15 protein-coding genes and 2 pseudogenes are annotated in these 16271 nt (G+C 66.9%); 12 read left to right on the forward strand and 5 right to left on the reverse strand.

Annotated features, from left to right (window positions below):
* The first annotated feature begins 47 nt into the window (after positions 1 to 47).
* From ADBZ6I_RS03625 to ADBZ6I_RS03635, 3 genes are read left to right on the forward strand one after another with little or no spacing between them, the layout of a single operon-like run.
* The gene (locus ADBZ6I_RS03625) at positions 48 to 1343 is read left to right on the forward strand and encodes an adenylosuccinate synthase (protein WP_526380959.1); all 1296 of its coding nucleotides are present in this window, start codon (positions 48 to 50) and stop codon (positions 1341 to 1343) included.
* A gap of 28 nt (positions 1344 to 1371) precedes the next feature.
* Positions 1372 to 1998, forward strand: coding sequence for a PaaI family thioesterase (locus tag ADBZ6I_RS03630; protein ID WP_526380961.1), 627 nt, complete (start codon positions 1372 to 1374; stop codon positions 1996 to 1998).
* 10 nt (positions 1999 to 2008) lie between these two features.
* Positions 2009 to 2707 carry a hypothetical protein gene (locus tag ADBZ6I_RS03635; RefSeq protein WP_526380963.1) on the forward strand — a complete coding sequence of 233 codons (699 nt, stop codon included), beginning with the start codon at positions 2009 to 2011 and terminating at the stop codon, positions 2705 to 2707.
* On the opposite strand, the gene ADBZ6I_RS03640 is transcribed toward ADBZ6I_RS03635, so the two are convergent.
* Complete coding sequence (locus ADBZ6I_RS03640) at positions 2631 to 4814, reverse strand: MMPL family transporter (RefSeq protein WP_526380965.1); 2184 nt, start codon at positions 4812 to 4814, stop codon at positions 2631 to 2633. The two genes, ADBZ6I_RS03635 and ADBZ6I_RS03640, sit on opposite strands and share 77 nt — an antisense overlap.
* 34 nt (positions 4815 to 4848) lie before the next feature.
* On the opposite strand from ADBZ6I_RS03640, the pseudogene ADBZ6I_RS03645 reads away from it, so the two are divergent.
* The 6 genes and pseudogenes from ADBZ6I_RS03645 to ADBZ6I_RS03670 form a co-directional block, all read left to right on the forward strand.
* Positions 4849 to 5031, forward strand: a pseudogene (locus ADBZ6I_RS03645) (AAA family ATPase); the annotation flags it as partial.
* Between the two features lie 243 nt (positions 5032 to 5274).
* Positions 5275 to 5715 (forward strand): Rv0361 family membrane protein, encoded by a 441-nt coding sequence (locus ADBZ6I_RS03650; protein ID WP_526380967.1) that lies wholly within the window; start codon positions 5275 to 5277, stop codon positions 5713 to 5715.
* Between the two features lie 42 nt (positions 5716 to 5757).
* Positions 5758 to 6168, forward strand: a complete 411-nt coding sequence (locus ADBZ6I_RS03655) for a rhodanese-like domain-containing protein (RefSeq protein ID WP_526380969.1) — start codon at positions 5758 to 5760, stop codon at positions 6166 to 6168.
* Complete coding sequence (locus ADBZ6I_RS03660; protein ID WP_526380971.1) at positions 6165 to 7403, forward strand: O-succinylhomoserine sulfhydrylase; 1239 nt, start codon at positions 6165 to 6167, stop codon at positions 7401 to 7403. The genes ADBZ6I_RS03655 and ADBZ6I_RS03660 overlap by 4 nt, the downstream gene beginning before the upstream one ends.
* 2 nt (positions 7404 to 7405) lie before the next feature.
* Positions 7406 to 7849, forward strand: a complete 444-nt coding sequence (locus ADBZ6I_RS03665) for a hypothetical protein (protein WP_526380973.1) — start codon at positions 7406 to 7408, stop codon at positions 7847 to 7849.
* Positions 7846 to 8346, forward strand: a complete 501-nt coding sequence (locus ADBZ6I_RS03670; protein WP_526380975.1) for a GNAT family N-acetyltransferase — start codon at positions 7846 to 7848, stop codon at positions 8344 to 8346. Before ADBZ6I_RS03665 ends, ADBZ6I_RS03670 begins: the two co-directional genes overlap by 4 nt.
* A 115-nt stretch (positions 8347 to 8461) precedes the next feature.
* Here ADBZ6I_RS03670 and ADBZ6I_RS03675 read toward each other — a convergent pair.
* From ADBZ6I_RS03675 to ADBZ6I_RS03685, 3 genes and pseudogenes are all read right to left on the reverse strand, one after another.
* A pseudogene (locus tag ADBZ6I_RS03675) lies at positions 8462 to 9355 on the reverse strand (PE-PPE domain-containing protein); the annotation flags it as partial.
* Between the two features lie 65 nt (positions 9356 to 9420).
* Positions 9421 to 10278 (reverse strand): SDR family NAD(P)-dependent oxidoreductase, encoded by an 858-nt coding sequence (locus ADBZ6I_RS03680; protein WP_526380977.1) that lies wholly within the window; start codon positions 10276 to 10278, stop codon positions 9421 to 9423.
* An 11-nt stretch (positions 10279 to 10289) separates the two neighbouring features.
* Positions 10290 to 11030, reverse strand: coding sequence for an MBL fold metallo-hydrolase (locus ADBZ6I_RS03685; protein WP_526380979.1), 741 nt, complete (start codon positions 11028 to 11030; stop codon positions 10290 to 10292).
* 30 nt (positions 11031 to 11060) lie between these two features.
* Between ADBZ6I_RS03685 and fgd the strand changes: the two genes are divergently transcribed.
* The 3 genes from fgd to ADBZ6I_RS03700 are packed head-to-tail and all read left to right on the forward strand — an operon-like array spanning position 11061 to position 15362.
* The gene (gene fgd / locus ADBZ6I_RS03690; protein WP_526380981.1) at positions 11061 to 12071 is read left to right on the forward strand and encodes a glucose-6-phosphate dehydrogenase (coenzyme-F420); all 1011 of its coding nucleotides are present in this window, start codon (positions 11061 to 11063) and stop codon (positions 12069 to 12071) included.
* A gap of 40 nt (positions 12072 to 12111) precedes the next feature.
* Positions 12112 to 14175 carry a phosphate acetyltransferase gene (gene pta, locus ADBZ6I_RS03695; RefSeq protein WP_526380983.1) on the forward strand — a complete coding sequence of 688 codons (2064 nt, stop codon included), beginning with the start codon at positions 12112 to 12114 and terminating at the stop codon, positions 14173 to 14175.
* On the forward strand, positions 14175 to 15362 hold the full coding sequence (locus ADBZ6I_RS03700; RefSeq protein WP_526380985.1) for an acetate/propionate family kinase: 1188 nt from the start codon (positions 14175 to 14177) through the stop codon (positions 15360 to 15362). Before pta ends, ADBZ6I_RS03700 begins: the two co-directional genes overlap by 1 nt.
* A 48-nt stretch (positions 15363 to 15410) precedes the next feature.
* Here ADBZ6I_RS03700 and ADBZ6I_RS03705 read toward each other — a convergent pair whose 3' ends face one another.
* The gene (locus tag ADBZ6I_RS03705; RefSeq protein ID WP_526380987.1) at positions 15411 to 16199 is read right to left on the reverse strand and encodes an SDR family NAD(P)-dependent oxidoreductase; all 789 of its coding nucleotides are present in this window, start codon (positions 16197 to 16199) and stop codon (positions 15411 to 15413) included.
* Positions 16200 to 16271: the final 72 nt, after the last annotated feature.

Genomic DNA, 16271 nt, shown 5'->3' on the forward strand with positions numbered 1-16271 from the left:
ATCACCGGCTGGACACATTAAGCCAGGAGTGGAGCGGGGTCAGGGCCATGCCGGCAATAGTCCTCATCGGCGCCCAATGGGGCGACGAGGGCAAAGGAAAAGCCACCGATCTGCTCGGTGGCCGGGTGCAGTGGGTGGTGCGCTACCAGGGCGGTAACAACGCCGGGCACACCGTGGTTTTGCCGACGGGGGAGAACTTCGCGCTGCATCTCATCCCGTCGGGCATCCTCACACCCGGGGTGACCAACGTGATCGGCAACGGGGTGGTGGTGGACCCCGGCGTGCTGCTCACCGAGCTGCGTGGGCTCGAAGAGCGCGATGTGGACACCTCCGGGCTGCTGATCTCCGCCGATGCCCACCTGTTGATGCCGTATCACGTGGCCATCGACAAGGTCACCGAGCGCTATCTGGGCAATAAGAAGATCGGCACCACCGGTCGCGGCATCGGTCCGTGCTACCAGGACAAGATCGCCCGGATCGGCATCCGGGTGGCCGACGTGCTCGATCCCGACCTGCTGGCCGCCAAGATCGGCGCCGCGCTGGAGTTCAAGAACCAGGTGCTGGTCAAGATCTACAACCGCAAGGCGCTGGACGCCGCCGAGATCACCGACGCCCTGCTGGCGCAGGCGGACGGCTTCACCCACCGGATCGCCGATACCCGGCTGTTGCTCAACAGCGCGCTGGAGTCCGGGGAGACGGTTCTGCTGGAGGGCTCGCAGGGCACCCTGCTCGACGTCGACCACGGCACCTATCCGTATGTGACGTCGTCCAACCCCACCGCGGGCGGCGCGGCCGTCGGCTCGGGGATCGGGCCCACCCGCATCACCACCGTGCTGGGGATTCTCAAGGCCTACACCACCCGGGTCGGGTCCGGACCGTTCCCCACCGAACTGTTCGACGCCAACGGCGCCTACCTGTCCAAGACCGGCGGCGAGGTCGGGGTCACCACTGGGCGGGCCCGCCGCTGCGGCTGGTTCGACGCGGTGATCGCCCGCTACGCCACCCGGGTCAACGGAATCACCGACTACTTCCTGACCAAGCTCGACGTGCTCTCCAGCCTGCAGACCGTTCCGGTGTGCGTCGGTTACACGGTGGACGGCAAACGCACCGACGACATGCCGATGACCCAAAGCGACATCGCCCGCGCGGTGCCGATCTACGAGGAACTGCCCGGCTGGTGGGAGGACATCTCCGGGGCCCGGGATTTCGACGATCTGCCAGCCAAGGCCCGAGATTACGTGCTGCGGCTGGAAGAGCTTGCGGGAGCACCGGTTTCGTGCATCGGTGTCGGCCCGGGCCGTGATCAGACCATCGTGCGCCGCGATGTCCTGGCGGCCAGGTGAGCGCTTGCGCGAAGAGAAGACGGCGGAGGTGAGTCGGGCCGAGCCCGATCCCGACGATGACCAGCGCGGCGGGTTTCCGCGTGTCCAGATCGTCGATCCGCCCCCGCCCGGCTTCGAGCGGTTCGTGACGGCCATGCGGCGGGCCCAGGACCTTGCGGTCGCCGCCGACGGAGTCGACTGGAACGACGCCGCCTGCCGTGTCGAGGACCTGATCGGAATGCTGGAGCCCCACGAGGTCCCCGGCGGGATGGCGCCGGCCGGCCGGGTGGGCAGCCTGCCCGGTGCCGGCAACATCATGATGCCGCCGTGGCAGATTCGGCGCTTCACCCCCGACATGGTCGAGGTCGACGTGCAGTTCAGCCGCTACCACGTCGGCGGTAACAATGCCGTGCACGGCGGGATGGTGGCCCTGATGTTCGACGTGATGTGCGGCATCACCATCCACGCCATCGGCCGGCCGATCAGCCGCACCGCGTTCCTGCATGTGGATTACCGCACCATCACACCGATCGACGTGCCGCTGACGGTTCGCGGCTGGGCCTCCAAGGTGGAGGGCCGCAAGACCTTCGTCAACGCCGAACTCACTGCCCCCGACCGCACGCTGCTCGCCGAAGCGAACGGGCTGATGGTCGAGCTGCTGCCCGGCCAACCCTGAGTCTGCGACCATGACCGGTGTGGACGAAACCCGGTCGAGAACCATCCGAAGCCTGACCACCCCCCGCGCCGCCGCCCTGGCCGGTGTGCTGTTCGCGGTGCTGTTCGCCGCGACGATCATCCTGATCCGCTCCTCGCTGCCGGAAGGCGCCCAGCCCGGCTCGCAGTGGCTGGACGCCGGCAACGCCAAGATCCGGCTCGCCTCGGAACTCATGCCATTCGCCGGAATCAGCTTCCTGTGGTTCATCGGCGTGGTCCGCGCCAACCTCGGGCGCTACGAGGACCGGTTCTTCGCCACCGTGACGCTGGGCAGCGGCCTGCTGTTCCTGGCGATGATGTTCACCACCGCGGCCGTCGGGGCGGCCCTGGCCAGCAGTAGCCACTACCTGGGCAGTGCGGCGGCCGGTTCCGGGGTCGCGGTGTTCGGGCAGATGCTGCTTCTCAAGCTGTCCAAGATCTACGCGCTCAAGATGGCGGCGGTGTTCATGATTTCGCTGGCCACCATCTGGCTGCGCACCGGGCTGATGCCCCGCTGGCTGACGGTCCTCACCTACGTGTCGGCGCTCACGTTGATCCTCGGTGGAGAGCAAAGCATGTGGATGACGATGGCTTTTCCGCTCTGGGTGCTGATCGTCAGCGTGCTGTTTCTGGTGCGTGCCGGGGCGTTCGAGGAATTCCACGAACGTCACCGTGCTGACGAAATCCACTGACCGGGGTGGGGAATTCGTCGGTCCGCTCGATGTCGTCGGCGCCGAACGCCGGCCACCAGATCCGCGGGCCGATGAGGGTGAACAGTGCCGGGATGACGACGGTCCGGACCACGAAGGTGTCCAGCAGAATGCCCAGGCCCACGATGATGCCCAGCTGGGTCAGTGCGATCAGCGGCAGCACCCCGAGCACGCAGAACACCGCCGCCAGAACGATTCCCGCGCTGGTGATCACCGCCCCGGTTGCCGATACCGCCCGCACGATGCCGCCGCGGGTGCCGTAGAACGGCGTCTCTTCCTTCGCCCGGGTCACCAGGAAGATGGTGTAGTCCACCCCGAGTGCCACCAGGAACAGGAACGAGAACAGCGGGGTGGTGTTGTCCAATGCCGGGAAGCCGAGTAGGTGGATGCTTACCCAGCTGCCCAGGCCCAGTGCGGCCATCGTCGACAAAGCGGTCGCCGCCACCAGCACCACGGGCGCCAGTGCGGCGCGCAACAGCACGTACAGCACGGCCAGCACGATGATCAGGATGGCCGGGATGATCACCCACCGGTCGCGGATCGCTGTGGTGCTGGCGTCGGACGCCTGAGCGTCGGTGCCCCCGACCATGGCCGCGGAATCCACCGTGTGCACCGAATCGCGCAGTGCGGCAATGGTGTCGAACGCAGCCTTGGAGGCTGGTTCGGCATCGAGCACCACCTGCCACTGGGTCAGCCCAGTGCCGGAAACCCCGGCGGGCGCAACGGAGGCGACGCCGGGGGTGGACTGGATCGCCGCGGTGATCGCCTCCGTCGACGCGGTGGGCGCGACGACGCGGGTCGGGTCGGTCACCCCGCTCGGGTAGTGCTTGGACAGGGTCTTGAACCCGTCGACCGAGTCGGCGCTGACCCGGAACTGGTCGATCAGCGACAGCCCGATCGGCGTCCCGACGAGGCCGGTGGTCAGCACACCCAACGTCAGGATCGATGCCACTGCCACCCGTCCGGCATGGCCGGACACCCAGTCGGCCACCCGATGCCAGGCGCCGGTGGTGGTGATCTCCTGACCGCCCGGTTCGGGGATGAACGGCCAGAACAACTTTCGCCCGAACAACGCCAGCAGCGGCGGCAGCACCAACAGCACGAACAGCGCCGCCACCAGCAGTCCCGCCGCGGCCTGCACGCCCAAGCTGCGCGTCGTCGGCGATTTCGCGAGCAGTAGCGAGAGCAGGGCCAGCACCACGGTGGCGTTGCTGGCCGCGATCGCCGGGCCGGCGAATCGCACCGCGGTGCTCAGCGCGGCGCGGTGTTCGACGGCGCGGCGCAGTTCTTCGCGGTAACGCGAAATCAGCAGCAGCGCATAGTTGGTGCCCGCGCCGAACACCAGCACGCTGGTGATGCCCGAGGTCGATCCGTCGCCGCCGAACCCCGTCGCCTCCGCCACCGCGGTGCCGGTCACCGCGGCCACCCGATCGGCGAAGGCGATCACCAACAGCGGCACCAGCCACAACACCGGCGACCGGTAGGTGACGATCAGCAGCAGCGCCACCACCCCGACGGTGACGGCCAGCAGGACGAAATTGGCGCCGGAGAACGAGTTGGCGATATCCGCACCGAACGCCGGCCCGCCCGTGAGGTTGGCCACCAGCGGAGCGGGCAGGTCGTCGCGGGCGGCGTCGCGCAATTCGGTGACCTTGTCGGTCAACGCGAATCCGTTCAGGTCGGCCTGCAGCAGCACCGGAGACAGCGCCGCTTCGCCGTCTTGGGACGGCGTCATGGGAATCGGCGGCGCCGGCACGCCGGCGGCCGCCACCGTCCGGTCCTTCGCCTGTTGAGCCGCTGCCAGGTCTTCCGGGGACAGCGGCTGGCCGTCGGACCGGGTGATCAGCAGGATCACCGGGGCCTGGTCGCCGCCGGGGAACTGCTTGAGCAGTTCGGTCACCTGAGCGGACTCGGCGTTGGCCGGGATCACCACCGGTGCCTGCTCGGCCGATCCGTTGTCGGGCACCAGTCCCAGCAACGCACCGCCGGCCAGCGACAGCACCAGAGCCAGCACCCAGGACAACCGGCCGGCGACCAACTCGCCGAAGCGGTCCCAGAACGAACGGCGGGGTTCGGGTGCGCGATGCATCCTGACATCATCACCCGCCGATAAGGACGAATCTGTGCTGGACACCCTGGCGAACTATCGGTCGCTGCGCCGACTGGTCGTGCCGCTGGGCCGCTGCACGGTGGTCACCGGCCCGAACGGCAGCGGGAAGTCCAGGCCTGTACCGGTCGGTGCGGCTATTGGCCGACATGGCCCGTAACGGAGCGTGAGCGCACTGGCAGGTGAGGGCGGGCTGGCGCGTTTGCATCCCGAACTGCTGCCGGCGTTGGCTGCGCTGATCGCCCGGGCTTCGGAGGTGTCTCAGATCCTGGTTGTCACCCATTCGGCGGCGCTGGTGAGCGCACTGCGCGAACACAGCGAGCCTGCTCTACTGCAGTTGGCCAAACAGAACGGCCAGACCGTGGTCGAGGGGCAGGGCTTGCTCGACGAACCGCCCTGGCAATGGCCGGACCGCGGGTGACGCAGCTTATTCTGGTCAGCTATGACCGACCCCGAGGACAACCCGTCCACGCTGATGCCGATGCTGACCGCACTGGCTATCGCGGTGGTCGCACTCATCGCGTTCTTCGCGCTGCGCCTGTTCGGGGGCGATGACCCAGCACCCGATGAAGCGGCGGTGGGCCGCGCGGTGGTCGGCCAAAACGATGCACTCCAGCGTGGCAACTACGCCGACTTCCGGACCTTCACCTGCCTCTCCCAGCAGGGAATCGAGAGCCAGGTGCTGGCCGATCAGCGTCAGTCTGCCGCCGCGAAGGGCGCCCGCTACGTCCAGGACGTCAAGGACATTGCGGTGACCGGGGAACGGGCCACCGCAACCGTCGTCTACAACTTCGAGAAGGCCAAGGACGACATGCTCAGCACACCGATGACCTTCGTCCGCGAGGACGGCACCTGGAAGGTCTGCGCGCCCGGCCCCAAATAGCCGAACCCCCTCCAAAAACCCGGATATGGGAGACTCACGACTGTGAGCTACGCCGGAGATATCACCCCGCAGGAAAGCTGGAAACTGCTCGCCGAGAACCCCGACTCGGTGCTGGTCGACGTCCGCACCGCCGCCGAGTGGAACTGGGTGGGTGTCCCGGATCTTTCCAGCCTGGGCCGGCAGGTGGTGTTCGTCGAATGGAACACCGCCGGCGGGCGTAACCAGAACTTCGTCGCCGACCTGATCGCCGCCGGGGTCACCCCCGGCGAGCGCCCGGTGATCTTCCTGTGTCGATCCGGCAATCGCTCCATCCCGGCGGCGCAGACCGCCACCGCCGCCGGCATCGGACCGTCGTTCAACATGCTCGACGGATTCGAGGGCCAACTCGACGAGCACGGTCACCGGGGCGCCGCCGGTTGGCGTGCAGAAGATCTGCCCTGGAAGCAGTCGTGACCCAGGGATTCACCGACGGTGGGGTCCCCTCGGTGCGGATTCCGGCGCCGCTGCCCGACGGGGTCAGCCAGGCCACCATCGGGGTGCGCGGCGGGCTGCTGCGCTCGGGTTTCGAGGAGACCTCCGAGGCGATTTTCCTCAACTCTGGTTACGTCTACTCCTCGGCCGGCGAAGCCGAGAAGGCATTCACCGGCGAGATCGACCGCTATGTCTATTCCCGGTACGGCAACCCGACCATCTCGATGTTCGAGGAACGGCTGCGGCTGATCGAGGGTGCCGAAGCGGTCTTTGCAACCGGGTCGGGGATGGCTGCGGTATTCACCGGCCTCGGCGCGCTGCTGGGTGCGGGGGATCGGCTGGTCGCTGGGCGCAGCTTGTTCGGCTCCTGTTTCGTGGTGTGCAACGAGATCCTGCCGCGCTGGGGTGTGGAGACGGTGTTCGTCGACGGTGAGGACCTCGACCAGTGGGAGCAGGCCTTGAGCCAGCCGACCACCGCCGTCTTCTTCGAGACCCCGTCGAATCCCATGCAGAGCCTGGTCGACATCGCCGCGGTCTCGGAGATGGCGCACGCTGCCGGAGCGAAAGTAGTACTGGACAACATCTTTGCCACCCCGCTGTTACAGCACGGTCTGCCGCTGGGAGTGGATGTGGTGATCTATTCGGGGACCAAGCACATCGACGGCCAGGGCCGGGTGCTGGGCGGGGCGATCCTCGGCAGCAAGGACTACATCGACGGCCCGGTGCAGACCCTGATGCGTCACACCGGGCCGGCGCTGAGCCCGTTCAACGCGTGGGTGCTCTTGAAAGGCCTTGAGACGATGGCGGTTCGGGTCAACTACAGCAACACCTCGGCGCAGCGGGTGGCGGAGTTCCTCGAGGGCCACTCCGGCGTGCGCTGGGTGCGCTACCCCTTCCTGCCCTCGCATCCGCAATACGACCTGGCCAAGCGGCAGATGAGTGGCGGCGGGACCGTCGTTACCTTCGAGTTGGACGCCCCCGACGGCATGGGCAAGCAGCGGGCATTCGAGGTCCTCGACAAACTGTCGATCATCGACATCTCCAATAACCTCGGTGACTCCAAGACGCTGATCACCCATCCGGCCACCACCACCCACCGGGCCATGGGCCCTGAGGGGCGGGCGGCCATCGGTCTGGGCGACGGTGTGGTGCGCATCTCGATCGGCCTGGAAGGCACCGAGGACATCATCGCCGACTTGGACCGGGCGCTGAGCTGACGGTGTCGCGACAGTCCGACGCGAAGAAGGCCCGCCGCAAGAAGCGCAAAGCCGCTCAGGACTCGACGTGGATTCCCGGGCAGGTCTATGAGGAACTCGTGGGCGCCGACGAGGAGGCCGAAGCAATCGGCGAGGCGGTGGCCCACCTGGATGACTGGCTCACCGAACGCGGCTGGGTGCTCGACGACGACACCACCGCGATCCTCGTCAGCTGGGTGTACCCGCCGTCGGCGGTGGACGTCGACGACGACAGCGCCGAACCCGTCACCCGGATGTGGGCCACCGTCGCCGAGAACGACGAGGAAGTCGTGCTCGAATTCGGGGCGCTGCTGGTCGGTTCCGGTGCCGACGACGAGGCGTGCGTTCTGGACCCGGCGAATCTCGCCGAGGATATCGCCGCGCTCGAGGCCTACCGTCCGGGACTGGCGCGCCCGGAGTTGCGTTGAGCCCCTTGCGTTTCGTTGAAATCGGCCAGGACGACGAGCTGGCGCAACCGCTGATCGCCGAGCTCGCCGTCGAGTACGCCACCCGGTACGACGCCACCGAGGAACGGGTGCTGGCCTGGCTACGCGGATATCCGGCCGGTGAGTTCGCGCCGCCGGCCGGCGCAATGCTGATCGGCCTGCTGGACGACGTGCCGGTGACCGGTGGTGCGTTCCGCCGCTTCGGGGTCGTCGACGGCGCCGAAACCGCTGAGCTCAAACGTATCTGGACCGACCGGCGCTACCGGCAACGCGGTTACGGGCGGATGTTGCTGGCGCAGTTGGAAACCCGCATCGCCGCGGCAGGCTACCGGAGGGTCTACCTCACCACCGGCGATCGCCAGCCCGAGGCCGAGGCGCTGTATGCGGCGGCGGGCTATGTCCGCCTGGCGCAGCCGCGGCCAGCGCAGGCCGAGGTGTACGCGCTGGCGTTCGAGAAGTTATTGGGGCGATGTCCCTGATGACCGGAGCCGGCTCGGCTGAATCGGACGCGACGACCAACTCGGGGAATCCATCGGTCGGTTCCAGATAGGGCATGCGGTTGTCGGTGACGGAGTCGTAGCGCGAATAGCCGCGGTCCACCATCGGTTTGAGCAGATTGTTGGCGGCCGTGATCACCGACGGCGGCAGGATTTCGTTGAACGGCTTGAGTAATGGCAGCTGTGGACTGGGTATCAGGTAGGTCGTGGTGGTGGCGCCCGCGCTGTTGGTGCTGGTGACGATGTTGTCCGGTGGGATGTCGGCGGGACTGGTCAAGGCCGCCTCGCTGTGGTTGTACTGAAAGCCGACCAGTGCGTTGAGGTCGGCCAGCAGATTCCACGGGCGGTCCGGGAAGTCGGCGGCCCACTCGTACTCGCCCACGATGACCACGGTGTCGTAGTGCGATTCCGGGGGCGGGCGGGTGACGGTCCAGCCGAACACCGGCAACTGCAGGCCCACCGGCATGAGACTGCCGATCCCGGTGCTCAGCGGTGTGGCCCGAGACGGGTCGCCGGTGACGATGAAGCTCACCTGCGACGCGTCCGGCCGGTCAGGATCGGTATCCAGTTCGTGCTGCGCGGCGTTGGCGACGATGGCGCCGAGTGAGAGCGCGGAGATCACCGTGGCGCCGTCGGCGTGCCCCAACTCGTCGAGGACGGTTCCGGCGCCGATCGCGATCGACTCGTCGGCGTACGGTGCGCCCGGTCCGAACAACGGTCCAGCGGTGCGGGGATAGCGGATGGCCGTCCCCGCGCATCCGTCACAGTCGTAGTAGCCGGCGTTGATCAGGGGCACCAGTGGACCGTCGGTGGCCCAGGGATCGGTGGGTTCCAGGATGTCCGGCGCCCAGGCGTTGAAGCTGGCGCCCGGAATGATGAACGCGTTGTCGGCGCGAACCGGAACCGCGGCCGACGCCGCCGGGTTACCGGCGATCAGCACTGCCAGTGCGGTAGCGAACGCCGCCCCCGCGAATCGCGCACAAACCCCCATAGCGACACGCTGCCACGGCCGCCCCGGCGGTGATGAGAGGCGAAGGTCCCCGATGTGGGTGCGCTCTACTCCGCCGCTTCCGCCACGCCTGTGGCCGCCTGCGCCCGCCGTTCGTAATCCGCCCGCGCCGAGGTGTCGAAGTCCAGGAAAACCCGGGATGTGCCGGTCTTCGCGCTCATCCAGCGCCGGCCGCGCGGCCCCAGGAACGCGGTGGCCGCAGCGATGAACCGGAACGAATAGGGCACCGTGACAGCGGTTTTCGGCTTGTCCAGAACCGTCACCACCGCGGCGGCGATGTCATCCGGTTCGACCGGGGTGGTCAAACCGCTCGTCTTGGTGCCGGAGATCAACTCGGTGTTGGTGAACGTGGGCATGACGCAACTGACTTCGACGCCCGCCCGCGCGTACTCGTCGGCCAGCGCCGTCGAGAAGCCCAGCACCGCGAATTTCGTTCCGGCGTAAAGTGCCTGACCGGGTACGGCCAGCATCCCGGCCACCGAGGCGATGTTGACGATGTGGCCACGGCGCCGGGCGACCATCTCGGGCAGCACCAGCCGGCAGCCGTTGATCACCCCGTAGAAGTTCACCTCGATGGCCGAGCGGATGGCCTGCTGGGTGTGGTCGAGGAACGGGCCGACGGGCATGACACCGGCGTTGTTGATCAACACGTCGATTCCCCCGCCGCCGTCGGCGCGAGCCTTGTCCAGGAAGGTCGCGAACGACTCGGGGTCAGCGACGTCGAGCGGGTAGCCCGACACCGGGCCCAGGTTGCTCAGCTTGGCCACCGCCGACTCACCGAGGGCCACGTCGCGGTCACCGATCACCACCCGCGCACCCCGGGCGAGCAGAGCCTTGGCGGTGGCGAAGCCGATGCCGCGAGCCGCCCCGGTGATAACGACCGTCCTGCCTCTGATCTTGTCCACGGGCCCGAACTTTAAGCGGTGCCGGCGGCGGCCTGCCGGACGCCGTCGGCGATCGGCCCGATCCATATGTCGCCGTGTCCGGGGACCAGCATGTCGGTGCCCAGTGCGCCGAGCACCTCCAGGCTGCGCCGGCAGTCCGGGTCGCTGTGGTTGAACATCGACGGCAGCAGTTGCGGGCCGTTGCGGCGCAGCAGCGGATGGCCGGTGACCAGGGCATCGCCGGAGACCAGGACCTCGTCCACCAGATAGGAACAGTGCCCGGAGGTGTGGCCGAAGGTTGGGACCGGCACCGGACGGCCCGGCAGATCCGCGGCGATGTCGTCGCTCAGCGCACGCACCGACGGGATGCCGTCGCGCACCAGGCCGCCCTTGCGCGCCACCTCCGCTGACCAGGCCAGCCACCGCGGCCGCCACGCCTGAGCGGCCAGCGCTGCCGGTGAGACCTGTTGCAGGTAATCGCGTTTGGCGTGGCCGACCTCGCCGGCGTGGCAGTACACCGGGGTGCCGTGCGCGGTGGCGAACCAGATCGCCGTCCCGAGGTGGTCGATGTGGGCGTGGGTCAGCAGGATGGCCCGCACATCGGCCGGGCCGAATCCGAGTTCGTCCAACGACGCCAGCACGTCGCCCCGGTGACCCGGGAAGCCCGCGTCGATCAGCATTACGCCGGAGTCGTCGCTGACCAGTGTCCAGTTCACCAGCGGCGTCTGAGCCACATGTATCCGCTCGGTGACGCCCGTCAGCACCGCGGCCATCGGCCGAGTCTAGTGGGGTAGAACTGTGGCATGGCGGAGTTGAAACTGGGGTACAAGGCGTCGGCCGAGCAGTTCGGGCCGCGCGAACTCGTCGAACTCGGTGTGCTCGCCGAAGAGCACGGCATGGACAGCGCGACGGTCAGCGACCACTTCAACCCGTGGCGCCACGAAGGCGGGCACGCCCCGTTCGCGCTGTCGTGGATGACGGCCGTCGGCGAACGCACCAAGAACATCGTGCTGGGCACCTCCGTGCTCACCCCGACCTTCCGCTACAACCCCGCGGTCATCGCCCAGGCCTTCGCCACCATGGGGTGTCTGTATCCGGGCCGGGTCTTCCTCGGCGTCGGCACCGGCGAGGCGCTCAACGAGATCGCCACCGGGTTCACCGGAGAGTGGCCCGACTTCAAGGAACGCTTCGCCCGGCTGCGCGAGTCGGTGAAGCTGATGCGCGAGCTGTGGTGGGGTGAGCGGGTCGACTTCGACGGCGAGTACTACCACCTCAAGGGCGCCTCCATCTACGACGTGCCCGACGGCGGGGTCCCGGTGTACATCGCCGCCGGCGGCCCGGTGGTGGCCAAGTACGCGGGCCGGGCCGGGGACGGGTTCATCTGCACCTCCGGCAAGGGCGCGGAGCTCTACGCCGACAAGCTGATGCCGGCGGTGCGCGACGGCGCCGAGGCGGCCGGCCGCGATCTCGAAACCATCGACAAGATGATCGAGATCAAGATCTCCTACGACACTGATCCCGAACTTGCGCTGGAGAACTGCCGGTTCTGGGCGCCGCTGTCGCTGACGCCGGAACAGAAGCACAGCGTGTCGGATCCGATGGAGATGGAACGGCTGGCCGACGAGCTGCCGATCGAGCAGGTGGCGCGCCGCTGGATCGTCTCCAGCGACCCTGACGAGGCTGTGCAGAAGGTCGCCGATTACGTCGGTTACGGCCTCAACCACCTCGTCTTCCACGCGCCTGGCCACGATCAGCGCCGGTTCCTGAAACTCTTCGAGCGCGACCTGCTGCCGCGGTTGCGCAAACTGAGCTAATCGCCGCACTGACGGCGCCCGACTAAGGGATGCTGTCGTCGTGACAACAGGTACGACGTCGATCTACGTTGCCTCGGCAGAAGGCGAAACCGGCAAATCCACCATCGCACTGGGGCTGATCAACCGGCTCTCGGCGATGGTTCCCAAGGTCGGGGTGTTCCGGCCGATCGTCCGCCGCGAAGACCGGGACTACATTCTGGAACTGCTGCTGTCCCAGAGCGACGCCGGGCTGGCGTACGACGAATGCACGGGCGTGAGCTACCAGCGCCTGCACGAGGATCCCGAGGGGGCGATCGCCGACATCGTCGACCGTTACCACGCGGTGGCCGCGCGCTGCGACGCCATGGTGATCATCGGCTCGGACTACACCGATGTTGCCACTCCCACCGAGTTGAACGTCAACGCCCGTATCGCGGTGAACCTCGGCGCTCCGGTGGTGCTGTCGGTGCGGGCGTTCGGCCGCACGCCGGAGGAGACCGCCCAGGCGATCGAACTGTGCATGGTCGAACTCGCCGCCCAGCACGCGCACACCGCCGCGGTGGTGGCCAATCGGTGCAACCCCGCGGAGATCGAGGCGGTGACCAAAGCCTGCCAGGACCTCGGGGCGCCGGTGTACGTGATTCCCGAGGAGCCGCTGCTGGTGGCGCCGACCGCCGGCGAACTGCTGACGGCAGTTGACGGGACCCTGGTTCACGGTGACGCGTCGATGCTGGGCAGGGCGGTGCTCACTGTGATGGTCGCCGGCATGACCGCCGAGCACGGCCTGGAGAGGCTCAGTGAAGGCGCCGCCGTGATCACCCCCGGTGACCGCTCCGACGTCGTACTGGCCGTCGCCTGCGCCCATGCCGCAGAGGGGTTTCCCTCGCTGTCGACTCTCATCCTCAACGGCGGACTGCCGCTGCACCGGGAGATCGCCCGACTGGTGACTGGTCTGCATCTACGGCTGCCGATCATCGCCACCGACCTCGGGACGTTCGAGACGGCCAGCGCCGTGGCCAACACCCGGGGCCGGGTGACAGCGGACTCGCAGAGCAAGATCGACACCGCCCTGCAGCTGATGGACCGCCACGTCGACATCGGTGACATGCTCGAACGTCTGGCGATCCCGATCCCCACGGTCACCACGCCGCAGATGTTCGCCTACCAATTGATGGAACGCGCCCGGTCGGACCGCAAGCGCATCGTGCTGCCCGAAGGCGACGATGACCGCATCCTGCAGGCAGCCGGCCGGTTGCTGCGTCGCGACATCGCCGAGCTCACCATCCTCGGTGACGAGACCCAAGTGCGTTCGCGTGCAGCCGAACTCGGCGTCGACCTCAGTGGGGCGACGGTGATCAACCCGCGCACCAGCGAACTGCGAGAGAAGTTCGCCGAGCAGTACGCCGAGATTCGCAAGAAGAAGGGCGTCACCCTGGAGCAGGCCCGCGACGTCGTCGAAGACGTGTCGTACTTCGGCACGATGCTGGTGCACAACGACATCGTCGACGGGATGGTGTCCGGGGCGGCCCACACCACCGCGCACACCGTCCGTCCGTCGTTCGAGATCATCAAGACGCAGCCGGGGGTGTCCACCGTCTCCAGCATCTTCCTGATGTGTCTGTCCGATCGGGTGCTGGCCTACGGCGACTGCGCGATCGTGCCGGACCCCACCTCTGAGGAACTCGCCGATATCGCGATCAGTTCGGCTCGCACCGCCGACCAGTTCGGGATCGATCCGCGGGTCGCGATGCTGTCCTATTCCACCGGTGAGTCCGGCACCGGCGCCGGCGTCGATAAGGTCAGGGCGGCAACCGAACTCGTCCGCCAGCGTGAACCCGATCTGCTGGTGGAGGGGCCGATCCAGTACGACGCCGCCGTGGAGCCCAGCGTCGCGAAGTCCAAGATGCCCAACTCGCCGGTGGCGGGCAAGGCGACGGTGCTGATCTTCCCGGACCTCAACACCGGCAACAACACGTACAAGGCCGTCCAGCGCAGTGCCGGCGCCGTCGCGATCGGACCGGTGCTGCAGGGGCTGAACAAACCGGTCAACGACCTATCCAGGGGAGCGCTCGTGGAGGACATCGTCTACACCGTCGCCATCACCGCGATCCAGGCGCAGTCCTGATGGCGGGCACCGTCCTGGTCCTCAACTCCGGATCGTCGTCGCTGAAATACCAACTTGTCGAACCGGTTTCGGGCACTTCGGTGTTCGACGGCATCGTCGAACGCATCGGTGAGGACGCCTCCACAGCGAAGCTGCGACTCGGTGAGACCAAGATCGATCGCGAGGGCCGGGTGGCCGACCACGAAGCCGCGCTGCGACTGGCCTTCGACCTGGTCGCCGAGGCCGGCGAGAGTCTCGGTCAACTCGGTTTGGTGGCCGTCGGTCACCGTGTGGTGCACGGCGGCCCGAACCTCTACCGGCCCACCGTCGTCGACGACAAACTGGTCGAGGAGTTGCGCGAATTGGCTCCGCTGGCGCCCCTGCACAACCCCCCGGCAGTGCTGGGTATCGAGGTGGCTCGCAAGGTGCTGGCCGATCTGCCGCACGTCGCGGTGTTCGACACCGCCTTCTTCCACGACCTGCCCGCTGCGGCGGCCAACTACGCCATCGACCGCGAGGTCGCCGCGAAGTGGCGTATCCGGCGCTACGGCTTCCACGGCACCTCCCACGAATTCGTCAGCCGGCAGGCCGCCGAGTTCCTCTGCGCTCCAGTGGAATCCCTGAACCAGATCGTGCTGCACCTGGGTAACGGGGCGTCGGCATCGGCGATCGCGGCAGGTAAGCCCATCGACACCTCGATGGGCTTGACGCCGATGGAGGGACTGGTCATGGGCACCCGTTCCGGAGACATCGACCCGGGCGTCATCAGCTACCTGTGGCGCACCGCCGGTATGGGTCTCGACGAGATCGAAGCCATGCTGAACCGGCGCTCGGGGATGTTCGGCCTGAGCGGAGACGGCGACCTTCGTGCGGTTCAGCGGCGCATCGCGTCGGGGGACGAGATCGCCCAGCAGGCCTACGAGGTGTACATCCATCGGTTGCGCAAGTACATCGGCGCCTACCTGGCATTGCTGGGGCATGTCGACGTCATCTCGTTCACCGCCGGGGTGGGGGAGAACGACGCTCGGGTGCGCCGTGACGCGCTGAGCGGGCTCACCCGGCTGGGCATCGAGGTCGACGAGCACCTCAACGACAGCCCGGCCCGCGGGGCCCGGCGCATCTCCGCCGAGAAGTCGCCGACCACCGTGCTGGTGATCCCCACCGACGAGGAACTGGCGATCGCCCGGGCGTCGATGACGGTGGTCTGAGTTACGCACCACCCTTTGGAACCGCTCCACCCAGTACCCCGGACATCCTTATTCCGGCAACTCAATTCCACAATAGGAGTAGCCGCCATCAACCCGTATCACGGATCCCGTCATGTAACTGGACGCCTTCGACGCCAGCAACAGCAGTGGGCCGGCCAGTTCAGATGGGTCAGCGGCTCGGCCCATCGGGATTGCAGCACGCCATTTTTCACCTTCTGGCCCCTCTAAAATATCTCTTACCATATCGGTAGCCATCCACCCCGGGGCCAAGCAATTGACTCGGATGTTGTAACGGACCAGCTCCATTGCTAAGTTACGCGTCAAATGCTCAACCGCCGCCTTGGAGGTGGCATAGGGCACTCGTTTTAATTGAGATCTGAGCCCCAGGGAAGAAGATATGTTAATGACTCTGCCTGGAATTTCGTGGGCGATCATATATTTAGATACATGCGTTGCCGCCAACCAGCTGCCCTTCACATTCACATCCAAGACGCTGTCCCAATCCTCTTCTGAGACGCCGAATAGTAATGTGTCAGAACCTAGAATTCCAGCAGAGTTAACTAATACGTCAATTTTACTAAATTTCTGGTGTGCGTTCTCGACGAGACGCAGGATGTCGCACTCTCTGGTTACATCGCACTGCTGTGCGAGAACCGTCTGTCCCGAGGGATCGACTTCTTGAGCCAATACATCGAGTCGCGATTCGTCACGATCCGCAAGGACTACGCAAGCACCGGCGTGGGCCAAGATTTTCACTAACTCGCGACCCAGGCCGCCTCCGGCACCCGTGACCACGGCAACCTGATTCTTCAAAGAAAATTGATCAATCCATTCCATACAAAATTCCTTACCGGCGCGGATTCAATCGGGGTCGCAACACCGCCCTGGTGGAGCGAGTTTCGGTGTTCG

This window comes from Mycobacterium sp. (genome assembly GCF_044342925.1).
GTDB lineage: Bacteria > Actinomycetota > Actinomycetes > Mycobacteriales > Mycobacteriaceae > Mycobacterium.